Raw genomic sequence first — 16,272 nt, 5'->3', positions numbered from 1 at the left:
AACCTTATTCCTCTTACTTATGATGAGCTTTAAAATATTCTAATGTTTTTTGTAAACCATCTTCTAATGTTGTAGTAGCAATAAAACCGAAATCACGTTCAGCTTTTGTATTACTTAAGCGAGAATGTTTAATATCTCCTATACGCTCATCTTCATAATAAACCATAAAATCCGTCCCGCTAATAGTCCGGAATCGCGTAATCAACTCATTCACAGATGTTCCCTTATTGGTAGATATATTATAAATACCTGTGCATTGATCATTCCCCATAGCCTTAATGTTAGCATCTACCACATCATTTACATAAATGAAATCTCTAGTTTGCTCACCATCACCAAATACAGTTAATGGTTGCCCTTCGACAATCAAGCGGTTGAAAATACTGATAACACCACCTTCACCACCATCACCTTGACGTGGTCCATATACATTAGCATATCTAAAGCATACTGTATTTAATCCAAAAGCTTCATGATAAATTCGCAAGTAGCCTTCTGCAGTAAGCTTTGTTAAGCCGTAAAAAGACGAAGGCATACCACTCAAGTCTTCAGTCAATGGTAATACTGCCAAGTCGCCATATACAGCAGCTGATGAAGGCATTAAAAATTGTTCAACATTCATTTTACGACAAGCATCGAGAACATTAATAAGCCCTATTAGATTTACATCACAGTCATAACTTGGGTTCTCCATGGAGGATTGTACCATTGTTTGCGCCGCTTCATGGAAAACAATAGACGGCTTAAACTCTTCAAATACAGATAGTAATTTTGGATCTCGTACATCCATCTCAATAAATTGAGCATCTTCATGTACAAAGGAGCGCATACCTGTAGATAAATTATCTATAACGAGTACATCGTGACCTAATTCAATTAATCTATCAACTAAATGGGAACCAATAAATCCGGCCCCACCATTAACACATATATTCATAGCGCCCTCCCTTCTAACATCTTTAAATACCTGCACCTTGTTTTGCTAGTGCATCAGCCATTTCATTATATGTATCGCCCGTATGAGCAGCCACCTTGTGAAAGTAAACTCGCACACGATTTTTTATAGAATCATAAAATGCTGAGTACTCTTGGGTTAGCTCATTATTACGTTTCCATCCCTTAGTAGCCCACATTTCTATGCCCATATAATCATAGTATAGTGAACATTCAGAAATCCCATTATCAACGGCGTATTTCATAACATGCATAGCAGCCAACAACTCTCCAGCTACATTCCAAAACGATGTATATCGTTTATCAGTAGAGGAAAAAGAAAATGTTTTCCTCTTGCCATTCAAAAAGATAACCCCACCTGCCCCAACAGTATTGGTCTCTTTATTATAACTACCATCGATATACGCAACCATATAGTTTGGAGTAGTAAAATCTGGTTTCACAACATTTGCTGATACTTTACTTTGAATACTAGAACTAGAAACTATAGGCCTAGAATTTTTAGATTTAAACTTCACTTCTTGTGGCGATTTAAGTTCACTCTTTTTAGCGCTCATAAAATCACTTAAAGACAAACCTGAATCCTCTACAAAAGCACGTGCTTCGCCTTCTGTCGAAAATGATTTGTAGATAGCACCACCATAGCCCTTTACTTGTTTCTCACAGTCAGACCATGTAGTATAAACTCCTGGTACACGACCCTGACGAACAGCATAAAACTTTTTTGCCATACGCCCCCCCTTAATGGTCCATTGTCAGTTCAACAAATTCAGCATTTACAACAGATGCCAAATCCTTTGGATTTACCTTCATTTGCATACCGCGTAAACCTGCGCTTACATATACAAACTTTTGGGGTTCCATAGTAGCATCAAAATAGGTAGGGAATGCTTTTTTCATGCCTACTGGAGAACATCCACCGCGCAAATAACCTGTAATACCTAACAAATCCTTAACATGAACAAGCTCTACAGACTTATTATGACTAACACGTGCTGCCTGTTTCATATCTAACTCTTCAGCCACAGGAATACAGAATACTACATATCCAATTTTGTCACCTTTGCCAACTAATGTTTTAAAGACTTGTTTCTCATCGAGTTTTAATGCTTCTACTACATGAAGGCCAGCAGCACGCTCTTCAGACCACTCATATTCGCTAATACTATAAGGTATCTTATGAGTATCTAAAATACGTAATGCGTTTGTTTTTTTATGTTTCTCTTTACTCATCATAACCTCCATATACTAGCATAGCAAATAAATTTAATCATTACATAATATATTTCTATAGACAAATATAATTTTTCATTACTATTTATTTACGATTTTATTAATATTTTTTAATTCAATACGCAAAGTACCATCATCATTAGTTTTTATCTCAATAAACTCACGATTTTTCATATATTCTACAGGAAATGAAATCTCAATACCTGTATCTGTTTTAATCTTATGATGCTCTCCAACCTTCGTGGCAAACTCACGATTGACTGGCAAAGGACGCAGCATATCCGCATCAGCTAATTCTTTTTTTGCCGCCTCTTGTTGAATGGGATTCGCTTTAAATACCTCTTCTACAATACGAACAGGATCAACGGTATCTGATACTTCTGCATTTTTAGCAATCATAGATTTAGCGGTTGTCAACTCAACAACGCCATCAGACTCATGAGCTTGAGCCACCTTATCTACGATAGTCTTTACCTTTCTCACCGTATCTCGCGAGGATTGATTAGTCCCTAATTGCAAGACCTTATCTGCTAGGATATAGGATACCTCACCATCAAATTCCCCTTTAGGTTCAAAAATTCGAACGCTAAAATCATGCAAATTAATGGATGCAAAGGCACGTAACTTCTGCGACGGCATCGGCAACACAGCCTTATGAGAAACGAGTTCTGTAGCCAATGTACCATCATCTTCACTGAATAATTGATGGGTAAAAGCATCATGAGCTTGACACAAAAGAATACAAACATAAGGCGTATCCGTAACGGCTTCACAGATAATTGTATCAATAACAACAGAATCAGTAGCTTGTTTCATGTATGAAAATAAGCTTTCACCTAAATTCTTACATAAATCAATAAACTTAAGCGCTCCATTTTTATAATCTAATAATTGTTTGCCCACAGGGCTCGCATCATGTAAGGTTCCGGTTCTAGCCCCTGGATCTTTAAAAGCCTTAACTACATGATTTGCTATATAATCTTGTATAGCTTGATCCCCAACCTTTAATTCATGTTCAGAATATACAGCTAACGAGGATGTAAAGTCGAAAATCTCTAGCGCCGCCTTATTAATCTGCATGATGCCTCCTTGTAGTACAAAAAATGTTTACCCTTTATTATACCACTCTTTTAGCTTTCGTTTATCAACTTTTGAGCATTCCGTAAGGGGTAGCATAGGAACTTCTATTATAGCTTTTGGCCACTCCATAGAAGGCCTTTTATTATGAATAAGGTCTATAACTTCATTCAATCTAGCCTCACCATCTAGCACCATATAAACTACGTAGTCCTCCCCTCGTATCTCATCAGTAATATCAATTATAGCAACCTCGGAAACCCCTTGTAAGGATTGTAAATACAATTCCATCTCTGGAATAGAAATTTTATATCCCCCTTTATTGATTACGTCGCCTGCTCTCCCATTAAACATTAGATAACCATCGCTATCGATATATCCACAATCATTTACAGTATATGTATTAGAAATCCCTTCAATATGATATTTTGTGGTCACATAAATAACATTATCAGTCTCTGCTATCTGTATGGTTGGGAATGGTCTCCCCACCGTACCTTCTCGCTCTAGCCATTCCTTACCTGTACAATACGTTATATAGTTAAGCTCTGATGCGCCATAGTACAAGATAAACTCCATATCAGGACATATATGTTGTAACTGTTCCATTAATTGTCGATTTAGAACTTGAGATCCTGCAATTATATATTTAATAGATGATAAATTACTTTTACAGTGTCGTACCAATAATCGTAGTTTCGTTGGTAATGCATATATATGGTCTACATTGTATTCCTCTATAAGCTGTATCCATCTACTAGGACGCAATGAACTTGTTGTAACCACGGTCCCTCCAGCCCATAAAGCGGCAATGACCATATTACTAACGCCTGTGAAACTAAAGCTTCCCTGTAAAAAGATTTTAGTATCTTTGTTTATATGAAAAATATCATTTTGAATATCAAAAAAATCGCGCCAAGACATTTCTCGTCTCCACAAAGGTTTTGGTTGTCCCGTAGTCCCCGATGTAAGTACCCCAAAATCAGCTAATGGCGGTACACCTTCATAGGCTATAACACGAGCTAGCTCATCTACATAAGCCGTATCCATCTCATTGTGACATACCATAGGAATATTACCTTTATGTAATGCCCCAAGCCACTGTGTAAGTTGTTCAACAAACGACAGTTCTTGAATTAAAAGAATCTTAGTTTTTAATGTCTTTTTAGACTTAGTAAGATTTACAATGCGATTTGTATTATTAATACTGACCGATAGAATAGCATCATATAGTTCACCATATGTATATTGTATGTCATCTACGATTAAAGCCATTTTATGGGGCTCTAAATCTTTATGCTGTTGTAAGCGTTCAATAATTGTCATATTACATGCGTTCCATAATTAAAGCCGTACCTGTGCCCCCTGCACCAGCAATAGCACATAAACCATAGCGACCACCACAAGATTCTAAAGCAGCCATACAGTGAAGCACTAATATGGCACCAGAACATCCATAGGGATGTCCATAAGCTAAGGCACCTCCAAGCATGTTATATTTTTTAATGTGATTAGGATACGCCTTGTTAAAAAGAACATCAATGATGGCAAAAGCTTCATTCCATTCCACCACATCAATATCATCCATAGTTAAATCTGTACGTTTTAAAATGCCTTCTGTACTTTCAAGGGCGCCCTCTGGACTAAACTGGGGATTTCCTGCCCAAGGTTTAACGCTATGAATTTTAAAAGGCCCTTTTTTATTAGATAAATATACAAAGGCCGCTCCATCATGAGTTAAACACGCATTGCCTGCATTTGTAATAGAGTCAGCTCCCAACAAAGGCTTCATCCTAGACAAGAGTTTCTCGTTCATCGTAGGTCGAATACATTCATCTATACATCTTTTACCATCTATAGTAATAGGCATAATATATGACTGTAAATATGGGTTATCTAAAGCAACTGATGCTCTTTGATGACTGCCAATAATATGCGGATATAAATCTTCCTTTGTTACACTGTGTTTATGGATAGTCCGCTCAGCCCCTTCGAGCATGGCTAAAGGCGATTGATCTTGGGGCGTAAATTGAGCTACCTTATAGGTTCCTTTTCGATCATCCCCTAATGCATACACCCGCTCTGGCTGTAACGAAGAACTTTCAATACCACCCGCAATAACAGCATCCATAACGCCTGACGCAATATGTGTATACGCCATCTCAATACTCATTAATGCCGAGGCACATTGCATATCTACTGTGATAGCAGGCACAGAATTTGGTAAATTACACATTAACCCCATAAGCCGTCCTATGTTGCCACCGGTTCCAACAGCATTACCACAAAATAGCCCATCTACCTGTGAAATACTATGGCAATTGATTAATGTATCAATTACTTTAGCCCCTAGCACCTCTGGTCTCATATGTTTATATTGTCCATTTAAAACGCCGATGGGACTTCGAAGTCCACAATGAATATATACTGACATATAAACTCCTTCTATAAAAAGCAAAAAAGAGGCATCCCGAGGAATGCCACTTTTATTGTATTCTAAATTTTAATTTTAGTTGCTAACCAAGAAGCAACGAGACATTTTACGATATCCCCTGGGATAAATGGGAACATGACTACAGGCAAGGCCGCCCAAAGCTCTGTTTTTGTTACAATCATAAATCCTGCTACACCAAAGAGATATACTACAGGAATGGTAATCACAAGAGATCGCCAGGCATAAGAGAAAAAGCTTTTTTTAGAACCTTTAAATATACTTAGTAATGTATATGCAACTGGCCAAGAAAAAATAAAGCCCCCTGTTGGTCCCAACAATTTGCCAAGACCAGCCGTTCCCCCAACGAATACTGGCAAACCTACTGCACCAAGCAAAATATAAATGATAAATACGATAAGTGCATCTTTAGGCTGTAACAATAAGCCGGTCAATGTAGCTACCAAAGTCAAAGCCGTTACCATAGCGGGGCTAAATGGTAAGGGAAAAGAAATATATGCTGAAATACATAATAAGGCTGTTAATAAAGCCATTTTTGTTAAACGTCTTGTTTCCATAATTACCTCTAACTAATACATCTTTGTTTCAAAGATGATGAATCTTCATTTTCACCAAAAAATGTAGCCGAAAATGCCAATGTATCACCAATGTAACCTTCTACATGAGCATCTTCAGGATATTCCACCAAAGTTACCTTGTCATCTGCAATAACCGGTGCATGAAAATAAATCGCCATTTGTAGAGCAGATTTACTAATATTCCAAAAATCCCACATCGTTTCTAAAATCATGCAGCCAGGAACAACATAAGGATTCTCACGATGGATTGGATTCGTATCATTAATATCGTTTACAAATCGTACTATATCTTCCTTAGAGAACGATATAGCACCACTGCTTTCCTCTTGATGTATTGTAGCGCGAATGCTGAATTGTTTCGGCACCGGTCGTAAATCAACCATCAAGAAGCCTGAGCGATCCATAATACCAATTGTGGTAGTTTTAGCCACCTTCGATACGATTTCACATACCCTTCTATCACTACCTGAGGAATCATAATGCATATGTTTAATAACGCTGTGTCCTGGTAGGTTCAAATCATTATTACATAATGCTTTAAATAATGTTTTCATATAATCACAGTCCTTTTATTTATTCAATATCTTGATTATAATCAACATTATTTCATTCGTCAACAAAAGGCATTATCCATATGTTAACAAATAACAAATGAGTTTGAAACTATAACCAAAAAGAGCCTATGACATATATCATAGGCCCCTCACGTGGAAGTCTCATAGATTATCTATTTTAGATCTAATTCTTTTAAGTAAGCTTTAAAGCTTTCACCCAATTCTTCGTTGCGCAATGCATACTCAACAGTAGCTTTTAAATAGCCCAATTTATCCCCTGTATCGTAGCGAATACCTTCATATGCTAATGCATACGTATCAGTTTTAGAGGCTGCCAATGCATCAGTTAATTGGACTTCATTACCTACACCAGGCTTAGTAGCTTCTAAGATATTGAAAATATCTGGTGTCAAAATATAACGACCTAATACAGCGAGTCGAGATGGAGCATCTTCTTTCTTAGGTTTTTCCACCAAGTTATCAACGCGATATAAATTATCAGCCAATGCTTCGCCAGATACGATACCATAAGAGCTAACTTTATCTTCCGGTACAAATTGAGCACCTAAAATAATACCAGGATGCTCATTATAGCAATCAATCAACTGTTTTAAGCATGGATTTTCTGGATTGTAAACAATATCATCACCAAGTAATACTGCAAATGGCTCATCACCAATAAATGCTTTTGCACACAATACAGCATCACCAAGTCCACGAGGTGCTTTTTGACGAATAAAATGAACTTTAATGTCCGCCAAATCCTTAATCATAGCCAATGGTTTATTTTTGCCTTGACTTTGTAATAACAATTCTAATTCAACACTACTATCAAAATGGTCCTCAATAGCACGTTTATTACGCCCTGTAATAATTAGAATTTCTTCAATACCAGAATCTAACGCTTCTTTCACAATATATTGGATAGCAGGTGTATCGACAATAGGAAGCATTTCTTTGGGTTGTGCCTTGGTAGCTGGTAAGAAACGTGTACCAAAACCAGCTGCTGGGATTACAGCTTTTCTAATGCGTTGCATAGTATTCTCCTAACTAAAAGTCTTTACCTACAAATTTAATTTTCCATTGATCATTTTTATTTTTATGTCCATCTTTATATGTTAAGTACATATCGAAGGAATGTAAATCACGATGCCATGTATAATAGACAGAATCAATATCCCCACTCATCATGTTGTTCTTAACACTTACAGAAATATCATCAAGGCGAGTCAATTTATACGTACCACCATAAATAAGCTCTTTTGGAAGCTCTGTCGTATCAAAACGATAAGGTGAATTATTGTAGGTAATATTTCGTTGATTATAGCTAACCCATACATTAGCACGATTACCAACTTTAGATTGGAATCTAGCACCCCAATAAGGCATGCTACGGATACTACCATCATAACCATAGTAGTCACGTTGGTAACCACCTAAGAAGCGTAAATCAGCATTTTTGCCAAGCTTAATCGGATCATGAGAAACTTCTGCATAGTATTCTTTATGAGAACCTTTTACAGAGCCCTCTTTCCAATAACCAGCATTAACACCACCACGTACAGTAATTGGAGAATTCCCTACATGATATGTATGAGTATCCAAACGAGCTTCACCTATTTTTTCTACCCATACTGTTTCATCATTATATTCATTAGACTCCTTGCTATAACCAACAGAAGCAGTCCCCCAAGGTAAATAATGACGATATCCCACCTGTGGTTTAAAACCAGATTTAGAATACCAACGATAGTCAATATAAGCTTCACCGTTTTTACCGATAGGATATTCTGTACTACCATGTAAGCCAATACCATCATCGTTATTATACGTAGGCTTTGGTATTAAAGAAAAAATACTAAATTTGCCTTCTTTGTCATGACGCAATGAAGTCGTATAAGATGGCAAGGATAATATTTTAAAGTTTTTAATATAGAAGGATGGTTTTTTAATAACGACTCTATCACCAGGATATACCTTAATATCTTGACCTTCCACACGATAATCTGGAGTATGAACAAATGCCATTGCATGTTTTGTAGTTACCATGCCCTTTTCCATATGGCCTATTTGTCCATCAAAAGTGGCATTATTGCCCTTTACATAATAGGGGTCGCTCCATCCCATGGCTTGGTCCGCCTCAAAGTGACGATCGCTAGTGCGATACGTCATATTTTGACCTGTAATATCTTTTGTTTTACCTCCATCTTCCAAATAGCGATAGCCTCCAACAGTACGATATTCTGTAGTTTTAGTATTACCTTCAATACGGGGAGCCATCAAAGTTTGATTACCTTGAGACACCACAACATCGCCTTGAGCATATACATCACCTGTAGAGCCAGTATAAGACATTTTATTAGCATCGATACGTGTAGGCAACTGTTCAGCAGGAGTAGCAGATTTCGCTTTTTCACCACGACGTACAACACGGATATTACTATATTCAGGTGTAGATGCTTTAGAAATTTCTCCTGCATAGGATTGACCTACGCTATCCAATGTATCTTGATATACAATAGTTGACTCAGTAGCGGCAAATACAGGTTGTGCTAAACAAACAACACATGCCGCTGCCAGCCATTGTACTTTACGTTTCCTCATGGTTACTAGAACTCCTATTACTTTAAGAATTTGTTAATTATTGATTACGCTTTACAACAACGATAGGTTGAGAAACATTTTCTACAGGTTCTTCTGGCTCCTCAACCGCTGTAGTATCATCAGCTACAGTTACATTTTCATCAACACCATTATTTTCTACATATTCTTCAGACTCACCGGTTGTATTAGGTACAGTTACAGCATCAGCTAATTCATTATCACTATGAGCTAAACCATCGCCACCAATAACAAGACCTTGAATTGTTACGGAATCTTGAGGCTGTACATATACAGTAGCACCAGCTGGATACTCAATATTTTTACCTTTGATGAAAGCGCCTCCTACAAGTCCAACAGGGCCGAGTAGAACTGCGCCCGCCACAGATGCACCTGCTGCTTTAACTTCACTACGAGTTTTATCCTTAGCCTCTTTACCTTGAACAGCAGTAAATTCTGTACCATCAATAGCTGGGATTGTATCAAATGTAATATCTAACGCACCATTACGACCAAAGGAACGAGCCTTTTTCAAAGAAGTAATTGTTCCGGAACCTACAGTGCCCGCAGGTACTAATAAGACATTGCCATCCATTACATTTTCTGCAACTGTAAAGGATACAGTGTCACCTTCATGACTAGTTTTAGAAGAAACCGCTTCATTTAGAGTCACTTTGAACACTTGATTACCAGACAATGTACCTACTTGGTTAGTAAGAGCCACATTGCTACCATATACCTTTGTCTTCAAAGAGATAATACGTTTTTGTAAGGAACCGCTACCAATGCGACCATTAACGCTACGTTCCATCTTTTCTACACGGTCTACAAGAGATCCTGCGTTAATGCTATTTTGATATGTATATTCCAATGCATCCATTTCTTCGCGCAAAGAAATATTAGTACCACTGCCTTCTACAGAATTGTAGAGGGAGTCAACACGTTTACTCAATGTTGCGGAATTACCATTGAAACCAGTACCATACACGGTTTCATCAAGTTGATTAATGCGGTCCACAACAGCACCATCTTGTACGACTCCATATACAGTAGTTTCTAAAACATTTGTTTTTTCAGTTACTGTACCAGGAGCGGCAAATGCAGTACCTGAAATTAGGGATGCCATTAAAAGTGTAAGTACTTGTTTCTTCATAAATTCCTCCACAATGTATCTAATGTATAACTGTTATACAACAGAATAAGCACGGGCCTAAGACCGTGCTTATTCCCTGAGTCTATCAATTTATATGCTCAGTGGCCATTAAATTTTCAAATCAATAATCGCAGATACACCTACGCCTTGAACACGAGATGCACCAACTGGGTTTGTGCTATTAACAGGAACTAATCCTTTTACACGAACCATACCATTAAAGCTACCTTCTACTTGAGCAACAGCTTTAACCTCTTCAATGCTAGAAGCAGGCCCAGTAACTTGAGCCGCACCGATATAACCTTTTGTACCAATACTGATAATAGGAACTACTTTAGTTGTATATTCAGTACTCAAGTTATTTTGTTTCAATAATTTATTTAGGAAAGAGTCAATTTGTGGACCAAATTTATTAACAACAATGCCGATACCACCAATTTTAGCTGCACCACCAAGAATGCTACTAAGTCCACCAGCTTGAGTTGTCAAGATACCACCAAATGCAGTTGTAGTTAAACAAATCCCTAGAACAGCTGTAATAATCTTCTTTTTCATAATAAGCCTCCTATAGATACTTATATTTTAACAAATTCTATACATAGATTCTAGTGAAAGTATAAGAACTTACACATAAAGATACTAACATAATATAAATTTACGATGAATTCTTAATGAATTTTACGCAACTTAATTTAATGCTACCATCAACGATAAATACTGTCAACATCTAATATAAGTTACATCTAGAAAGCTCAAAAATTAAAATATAAAAATTAACAAAATGATATAGTTAAATTACTATTATTAATTATAAATTTAACAAATTCGTGGAACTTGATCTTCACCTAATAAATCAATCAAACGAACACCACCAATAGTTGTTTGTAATCCAACCTTACCGATATTTTTATCTAAGGTTTTACCAATTAGTACAGCTTCTTTTCCCTCTTCAAAACTATGAAGAATCTTAAGAGTTTCATCCGTAACAGATGGATCGACTACCATTACTACTTTACCTTCATTAGCTAAATATAAAGGGTCGTACCCTAATATGTCACAAACAGACTGTACCTCTTCATGAATTGGTATGGCTGTTTCTTCAACCTTAATCCCCACTTGGCTTTGGTCAGCTATTTCTTTTAGAACAGTACCTAGGCCACCACGAGTGGGGTCTCTCAACAAAGCAACTTGAACTCCTACTTTATCAAGCACCGCATGAACCATCTTATTTAAAGGAGCACAGTCAGTTGTTAAGGAGTCAGATAAATCTAAACCAAATCGCTGCCCCATAACGGCAATGGAGTGATCTCCAATAGCACCTGACAAAATGATATCCATCCCTGCTTTCACGCGATGTGGACCAATATCTATTCCAGCTGGAATCATGCCAATACCAGCAGTATTAATGTAGATTTTATCTACTTCGCCTTTTTTAACGACCTTTGTATCACCTGTAACAATTTGAACATTTGCAGCTTTTGCCATTTCTGACATAGTGCGAAGTATTTCATCTAGTTCTTTAAAGGCCAAGCCTTCTTCTAAAATAAGACCACAACTTAAATATTGAGGTATCGCACCATTCATGGCTAAATCATTCACAGTTCCACAAACAGCCAACTTACCAATATTACCACCAGGAAAGAATGAAGGTTGTACCACATAGGAATCCGTAGAGAAGGCCATGCGCCCGGCTGTAACGGGAAACTGGGCACCATCGTGTAGGGGCGCCAACAAATCATTTGTAAAATATTTCAAAATAAAACGGTCCGTCAACTCATGACTAAATCGTCCACCATTACCATGGACTAAGCGAACTCGTTCCATATTAATCCTCCCACGTCGATCCACCACTAGAATAACCATATTTATACCATGCAGCACAGCTACCCTCTACAGATACCATACAAGCACCTACTGGATGATCCGAGGTACAGCTTTTACCAAATAATGGACATTCACTAGGTTTAATAAGGCCTTGTAAAACACGTCCACATTGACAGCCTTTAGGATCAAGGGATGGTTTATCTAAGTTAATAGGTAGGACAAGCTCTACATCATAAGCTGCATATTCACCCTTTAATGCTAAACCAGAGTTAGGAATAACACCAATACCACGCCATACATCATCGCATACTTCATACACTTCCTCGATCATAGCTTGGGCTACAGGGTTTCCCTTCTGCATAACTACAGAATGATACGTATTGCCCACCACAATATTACCAGACTTACGTTGCTCTAAAATATTAGCTATGGCAGACAATATTTCTAAGCCATCAAAGCCAGCGATACAAGATGGGATACCGTATTCTTTGGGCAAAAATCGGTATGGTTCTTCCCCAATAATAACGCTAACATGACCAGGTAGAATAAATCCATCGATATGGCCTTCTTGTTTATCTAGTAATGCACGCAATGCTGGTGGTACTAACTTATGAGATACAAGAAAGAATACGTTCTTTAATCCCGCAACATGAACGGCTTTTACAGTAGCACAAATTACGGCTATAGTCGTCTCAAAGCCAATAGCTAAAAATACTATTTTCTTTTCTGGGTATTTTTTACTTAGTTCTATCACCTCTAAAGGCGTATAGATAACATGGATGTGAGCGCCCTTTGTTTGAGCTTCGCTGAGGCTACTATAACTCCCAGGGACCTTCAACATATCCCCAAAAGTAGCAATAATAACATCCTCACGTTCTGCATAGGCTAAAGCCTTATCCATATAGGTTTGATCAGTTACACATACTGGACATCCTGGTCCACTAACAAGTTCTATGCCACTTGGCAATAATTGACGAAGACCTTCTCGGAAAATCGATACTGTATGCGTACCACAGACCTCCATAAGCCGCACAGTTTCACCGGGCTTATGAAGCGCATTGATGCGCCTTAACAAAGCATCAGCTGTGTGCTGCTTTTCCTGCAAAGTAAGCTTCTTCAAGTTCTTCTAACTCCTTAAAGGCCTCTAATGTTTTTTGAGCCTCTTCTTCATCAACAATTTGTACAGCAAAACCTGCATGAACTAACAACCAATCCCCGACCTTTGCATCTGGTACGAGGAGCAAACTGCAGTCACGGGTAGCACCTGTCAATTCAACGGTACCAATAGCGTCATTCACAGCAATCAATTGAGCTGGTACAGCTAAGCACATAATATCTCCTTATCTATATCATTTATAACAAGTTTTATATACATTTACTTTAATAAAACATCTCCAAAATATATGAATAAAATTAATATTATTGTATCACAGTTACACTCATTATTTAGTGATAGTGGCCACAAACAACTAGAGCTTAAACTGGCTATACAACTCATATAGATTAAACAATATTCAAAACATTACTAAATAAATTTGTCTAAGAATAAGATCTACGTGACAATTTATAATTGACTTCCTAACCACAATTGTCCTAAAGCAAGTCCACCATCATTAGAAGGAACAGCTTCATTCATATATAAATTACCTATATGCCACGTCCTATATATGAATTCTAATAATTTACGATTTTGAAATACACCACCAGACATGGCCGCATTACTAATATTATATCGCTCCATCAAGTCTGCAGCCGTTTCACATAGTGCTATTGCCATTGTTTTATGAAATGAAGCGGCTAAATGAGCTCGACATTCACCACGAACAACACCATCCATAATAGATTGAACTGTAGGTGTAAAGTCAAGAATATGTCCATCATAATTGTAAGCAAGTAATGATCCTTTTTCATCACCACATAGAGTTTCTAAAGCAATGGCAATTTGTGCATCATAACTATGGACCATACCAAGACCTAATAAAGCACCTACAGTATCAAATAATCGCCCACAGCTTGTAGCTTGAATCATGGGCATTCTAGATTGTAATGCTTTATCTAAAATTTCCCATCCCTTTGGAAGTTCCTTCATCCATTCTTGATATACAAAAGGGATATCATCACCATAATAATTACGAATATACCATAAGGCTTGTCGCCAAGGTTCAGTAACAGCCTTTTCTCCGCCAGGCAAGGGAGCCGCATGAATATGTGCCAATCTCTGATATTGATTGCCTTTACAAAGGAGAAATTCTCCCCCCCATATAGTCCCATCTGGTCCATAGCCAGTACCATCCATAGCAATCCCTAGTACAAGCCCTCTTAAATTATGTTCCGCCATAACAGACGCTATATGAGCATGATGATGCTGAACAGGTACAACAGAAAGATGGAAACTTTCGCCTATTCTTTCACCCAACCGAGAAGAGAAAAACTGGGGGTGACTATCTATGATAATTTTATCTGGTTGTACAGAAAATAAACTCTTGTAACGTTTAATAGTCCATTCTAGTGTTTCATGAGTTGATATATTTTCTAAATCACCAATATGTGGACCTACAAGAATTTCACTACCTTTATTCATAGCAAAAGCATTTTTCAAATCACTACCCATTGCTAATATCGACGAATTATCTAAACCTTCACAATGAATAGGTTCAGGCACATAACCACGACTGCGACGAATAAATCGAGGTTTATTATTAATCACCACCACCACTGAATCGTCAAGGGGCGCATAGATTTCACGATTATGAACGAGGAAATAATCTGCTACCTCACCTAGTTCATTAAACGCTTGATCATCGTTATATAATACGGAATCACCGCTTTTGTTACCACTGGTCATAACCCATGCCGCATCAGAAGGTAATAACACCTCATGCATTGGTGAATAAGGCAACATAATACCTAACATACGATTATCAGGCGCCACATAAGAGCTCAAATGGACAGAACTATTATGATTTTTTTCTAATAACACAATAGGACGTTCCATCCCCGTCAATATATCTAGTTCTACATCATTAATATGTACTAACTCAATCGCCATATCTAGAGTTCCCACCATTATTGCTAATGGTTTATGCGATCTATTCTTTCGCTTACGTAAGCGTTGTACAGCAGCGTCATTTCTAGCATCGCAAACAAGATGATATCCTCCTACACCTTTTATTGCGATAATACTACCTTCATTAATTAATTCCCGCGTAGTGTTCCATATATTCACTGTATCCACAGCCTTACGATTTGGCTTATACAATGTATATTGGGGGCCGCAGCGCGAGCATGCGTTTGGCTCTGCTCTATAGCGACGCCCTTCTATATCTTCATATTCAGCCTTACAATCTTCACACATGGGAAACTCGTTCATCGTCGTCCGCTCCCGATCATAAGGCAAAGATTTGATAATCGTATACCTTGGTCCGCAATTTGTACAGTTGATGAAAGGATATTCCTTTCTACGTTTATCTTGTTGTAACTCTTTAAGGCAATCATTACAAGGCGCTGTATCGGCACTAATAAAGGTACTCACGGATTCATCTAATGGAGATGGCTGTACAACAAAATCACTTTCATGCATATTAAGTGTAAGATGCTGTACAGTTTGACTAGTAATGCGACATAAACGAGGTTGCTCCTCTTGAACAGCAGCTAAGAATAACTGCAATTCACCTAGAAAACCTTGAATTTCAACATACACACCTTGACTATCATTATATACAAAACCTGTTAATCCTAGGGAATGGGCCAACATAGAAACAAGGGGCCGGAATCCGACCCCTTGAACTATACCGGTATAGCGAATTCCCCAGCGTTCTGTAGTTTGATTACTATTTTGTTTCATAT

The 16,272-nt window shown here is 37.6% G+C and carries 16 protein-coding genes; all 16 read right to left on the bottom strand.

The genetic code is table 11. From position 1 onward, the window contains the following. Positions 1-13: 13 nt before the first annotated feature. Entirely contained in the window at positions 14-937 is a 924-nt protein-coding gene (locus tag ACGHIY_RS03295) for an NAD-dependent epimerase/dehydratase family protein (protein WP_390525699.1), read from the bottom strand. Positions 938-959: 22 nt separating this feature from the next. Further along, entirely contained in the window at positions 960-1,685 is a 726-nt protein-coding gene (locus ACGHIY_RS03290; RefSeq protein ID WP_390525698.1) for a viroplasmin family protein, read from the bottom strand. A 10-nt stretch (positions 1,686-1,695) separates the two neighbouring features. Then, the gene (ybaK, locus tag ACGHIY_RS03285) at positions 1,696-2,187 is read right to left on the bottom strand and encodes a Cys-tRNA(Pro) deacylase (protein ID WP_004693347.1); all 492 of its coding nucleotides are present in this window, start codon (positions 2,185-2,187) and stop codon (positions 1,696-1,698) included. 81 nt (positions 2,188-2,268) lie between these two features. After that, on the bottom strand, positions 2,269-3,267 hold the full coding sequence (locus ACGHIY_RS03280) for a nucleoid-associated protein (protein ID WP_156697458.1): 999 nt from the start codon (positions 3,265-3,267) through the stop codon (positions 2,269-2,271). Positions 3,268-3,294: 27 nt separating this feature from the next. Then, positions 3,295-4,590 carry an AMP-binding protein gene (locus tag ACGHIY_RS03275; protein ID WP_390525697.1) on the bottom strand — a complete coding sequence of 432 codons (1,296 nt, stop codon included), beginning with the start codon at positions 4,588-4,590 and terminating at the stop codon, positions 3,295-3,297. Between the two features lies 1 nt (position 4,591). Then, on the bottom strand, positions 4,592-5,698 hold the full coding sequence (locus ACGHIY_RS03270; RefSeq protein WP_390525696.1) for an acetyl-CoA C-acyltransferase: 1,107 nt from the start codon (positions 5,696-5,698) through the stop codon (positions 4,592-4,594). Positions 5,699-5,760: 62 nt separating this feature from the next. After that, positions 5,761-6,273, bottom strand: a complete 513-nt coding sequence (locus tag ACGHIY_RS03265; protein ID WP_295815585.1) for a biotin transporter BioY — start codon at positions 6,271-6,273, stop codon at positions 5,761-5,763. Positions 6,274-6,281: 8 nt separating this feature from the next. Continuing rightward, a complete protein-coding gene (locus ACGHIY_RS03260; RefSeq protein ID WP_302498409.1) occupies positions 6,282-6,848 on the bottom strand; it encodes a hypothetical protein in 567 nt (188 codons plus the stop codon). Between the two features lie 173 nt (positions 6,849-7,021). Beyond that, positions 7,022-7,885 (bottom strand): UTP--glucose-1-phosphate uridylyltransferase GalU, encoded by an 864-nt coding sequence (gene galU, locus ACGHIY_RS03255; protein WP_004693334.1) that lies wholly within the window; start codon positions 7,883-7,885, stop codon positions 7,022-7,024. Between the two features lie 13 nt (positions 7,886-7,898). Then, positions 7,899-9,452, bottom strand: a complete 1,554-nt coding sequence (locus tag ACGHIY_RS03250; RefSeq protein WP_302498411.1) for an organic solvent tolerance protein OstA — start codon at positions 9,450-9,452, stop codon at positions 7,899-7,901. 37 nt (positions 9,453-9,489) lie between these two features. After that, positions 9,490-10,602: a hypothetical protein gene (locus ACGHIY_RS03245; protein WP_390525695.1), complete on the bottom strand. Its 1,113-nt coding sequence runs from the start codon at positions 10,600-10,602 to the stop codon at positions 9,490-9,492. Between the two features lie 108 nt (positions 10,603-10,710). Then, a complete protein-coding gene (locus tag ACGHIY_RS03240; protein ID WP_004697051.1) occupies positions 10,711-11,157 on the bottom strand; it encodes a hypothetical protein in 447 nt (148 codons plus the stop codon). A gap of 261 nt (positions 11,158-11,418) precedes the next feature. After that, entirely contained in the window at positions 11,419-12,426 is a 1,008-nt protein-coding gene (gene hypE, locus ACGHIY_RS03235) for a hydrogenase expression/formation protein HypE (RefSeq protein ID WP_302498414.1), read from the bottom strand. 1 nt (position 12,427) lies between these two features. Further along, entirely contained in the window at positions 12,428-13,546 is a 1,119-nt protein-coding gene (gene hypD, locus ACGHIY_RS03230; RefSeq protein ID WP_390525694.1) for a hydrogenase formation protein HypD, read from the bottom strand. Then, positions 13,506-13,757: a HypC/HybG/HupF family hydrogenase formation chaperone gene (locus ACGHIY_RS03225; RefSeq protein ID WP_004693324.1), complete on the bottom strand. Its 252-nt coding sequence runs from the start codon at positions 13,755-13,757 to the stop codon at positions 13,506-13,508. Before ACGHIY_RS03225 ends, hypD begins: the two co-directional genes overlap by 41 nt. Positions 13,758-13,990: 233 nt before the next feature. Then, positions 13,991-16,270 carry a carbamoyltransferase HypF gene (gene hypF, locus ACGHIY_RS03220; RefSeq protein WP_390525693.1) on the bottom strand — a complete coding sequence of 760 codons (2,280 nt, stop codon included), beginning with the start codon at positions 16,268-16,270 and terminating at the stop codon, positions 13,991-13,993. Between the last annotated feature and the right edge of the window lie 2 nt (positions 16,271-16,272).

This window comes from Veillonella parvula, from assembly GCF_042850485.1.
GTDB classification, from domain to species: domain Bacteria; phylum Bacillota; class Negativicutes; order Veillonellales; family Veillonellaceae; genus Veillonella; species Veillonella parvula_Q.
Note: the sequence above shows the minus strand (reverse complement) of the source record. Positions and strands in the feature narration are given on the sequence as shown.

Bases quoted from the DNA above. Each gene is read 5' to 3' on its own strand.
- hypF (WP_390525693.1), bottom strand. From the start codon at position 16,270: ATGAAACAAAATAGTAATCAAACTACAGAACGCTGGGGAATTCGCTAT.
- ACGHIY_RS03270 (WP_390525696.1), bottom strand. From the start codon at position 5,698: ATGTCAGTATATATTCATTGTGGACTTCGAAGTCCCATCGGCGTTTTA.
- ACGHIY_RS03245 (WP_390525695.1), bottom strand. From the start codon at position 10,602: ATGAAGAAACAAGTACTTACACTTTTAATGGCATCCCTAATTTCAGGT.
- galU (WP_004693334.1), bottom strand. From the start codon at position 7,885: ATGCAACGCATTAGAAAAGCTGTAATCCCAGCAGCTGGTTTTGGTACA.
- ACGHIY_RS03260 (WP_302498409.1), bottom strand. From the start codon at position 6,848: ATGAAAACATTATTTAAAGCATTATGTAATAATGATTTGAACCTACCA.
- hypE (WP_302498414.1), bottom strand. From the start codon at position 12,426: ATGGAACGAGTTCGCTTAGTCCATGGTAATGGTGGACGATTTAGTCAT.
- ACGHIY_RS03280 (WP_156697458.1), bottom strand. From the start codon at position 3,267: ATGCAGATTAATAAGGCGGCGCTAGAGATTTTCGACTTTACATCCTCG.
- ACGHIY_RS03275 (WP_390525697.1), bottom strand. From the start codon at position 4,590: ATGACAATTATTGAACGCTTACAACAGCATAAAGATTTAGAGCCCCAT.
- ACGHIY_RS03295 (WP_390525699.1), bottom strand. From the start codon at position 937: ATGAATATATGTGTTAATGGTGGGGCCGGATTTATTGGTTCCCATTTA.
- ACGHIY_RS03250 (WP_302498411.1), bottom strand. From the start codon at position 9,452: ATGAGGAAACGTAAAGTACAATGGCTGGCAGCGGCATGTGTTGTTTGT.
- ACGHIY_RS03265 (WP_295815585.1), bottom strand. From the start codon at position 6,273: ATGGAAACAAGACGTTTAACAAAAATGGCTTTATTAACAGCCTTATTA.
- ybaK (WP_004693347.1), bottom strand. From the start codon at position 2,187: ATGAGTAAAGAGAAACATAAAAAAACAAACGCATTACGTATTTTAGAT.
- ACGHIY_RS03290 (WP_390525698.1), bottom strand. From the start codon at position 1,685: ATGGCAAAAAAGTTTTATGCTGTTCGTCAGGGTCGTGTACCAGGAGTT.
- ACGHIY_RS03240 (WP_004697051.1), bottom strand. From the start codon at position 11,157: ATGAAAAAGAAGATTATTACAGCTGTTCTAGGGATTTGTTTAACTACA.
- ACGHIY_RS03225 (WP_004693324.1), bottom strand. From the start codon at position 13,757: ATGTGCTTAGCTGTACCAGCTCAATTGATTGCTGTGAATGACGCTATT.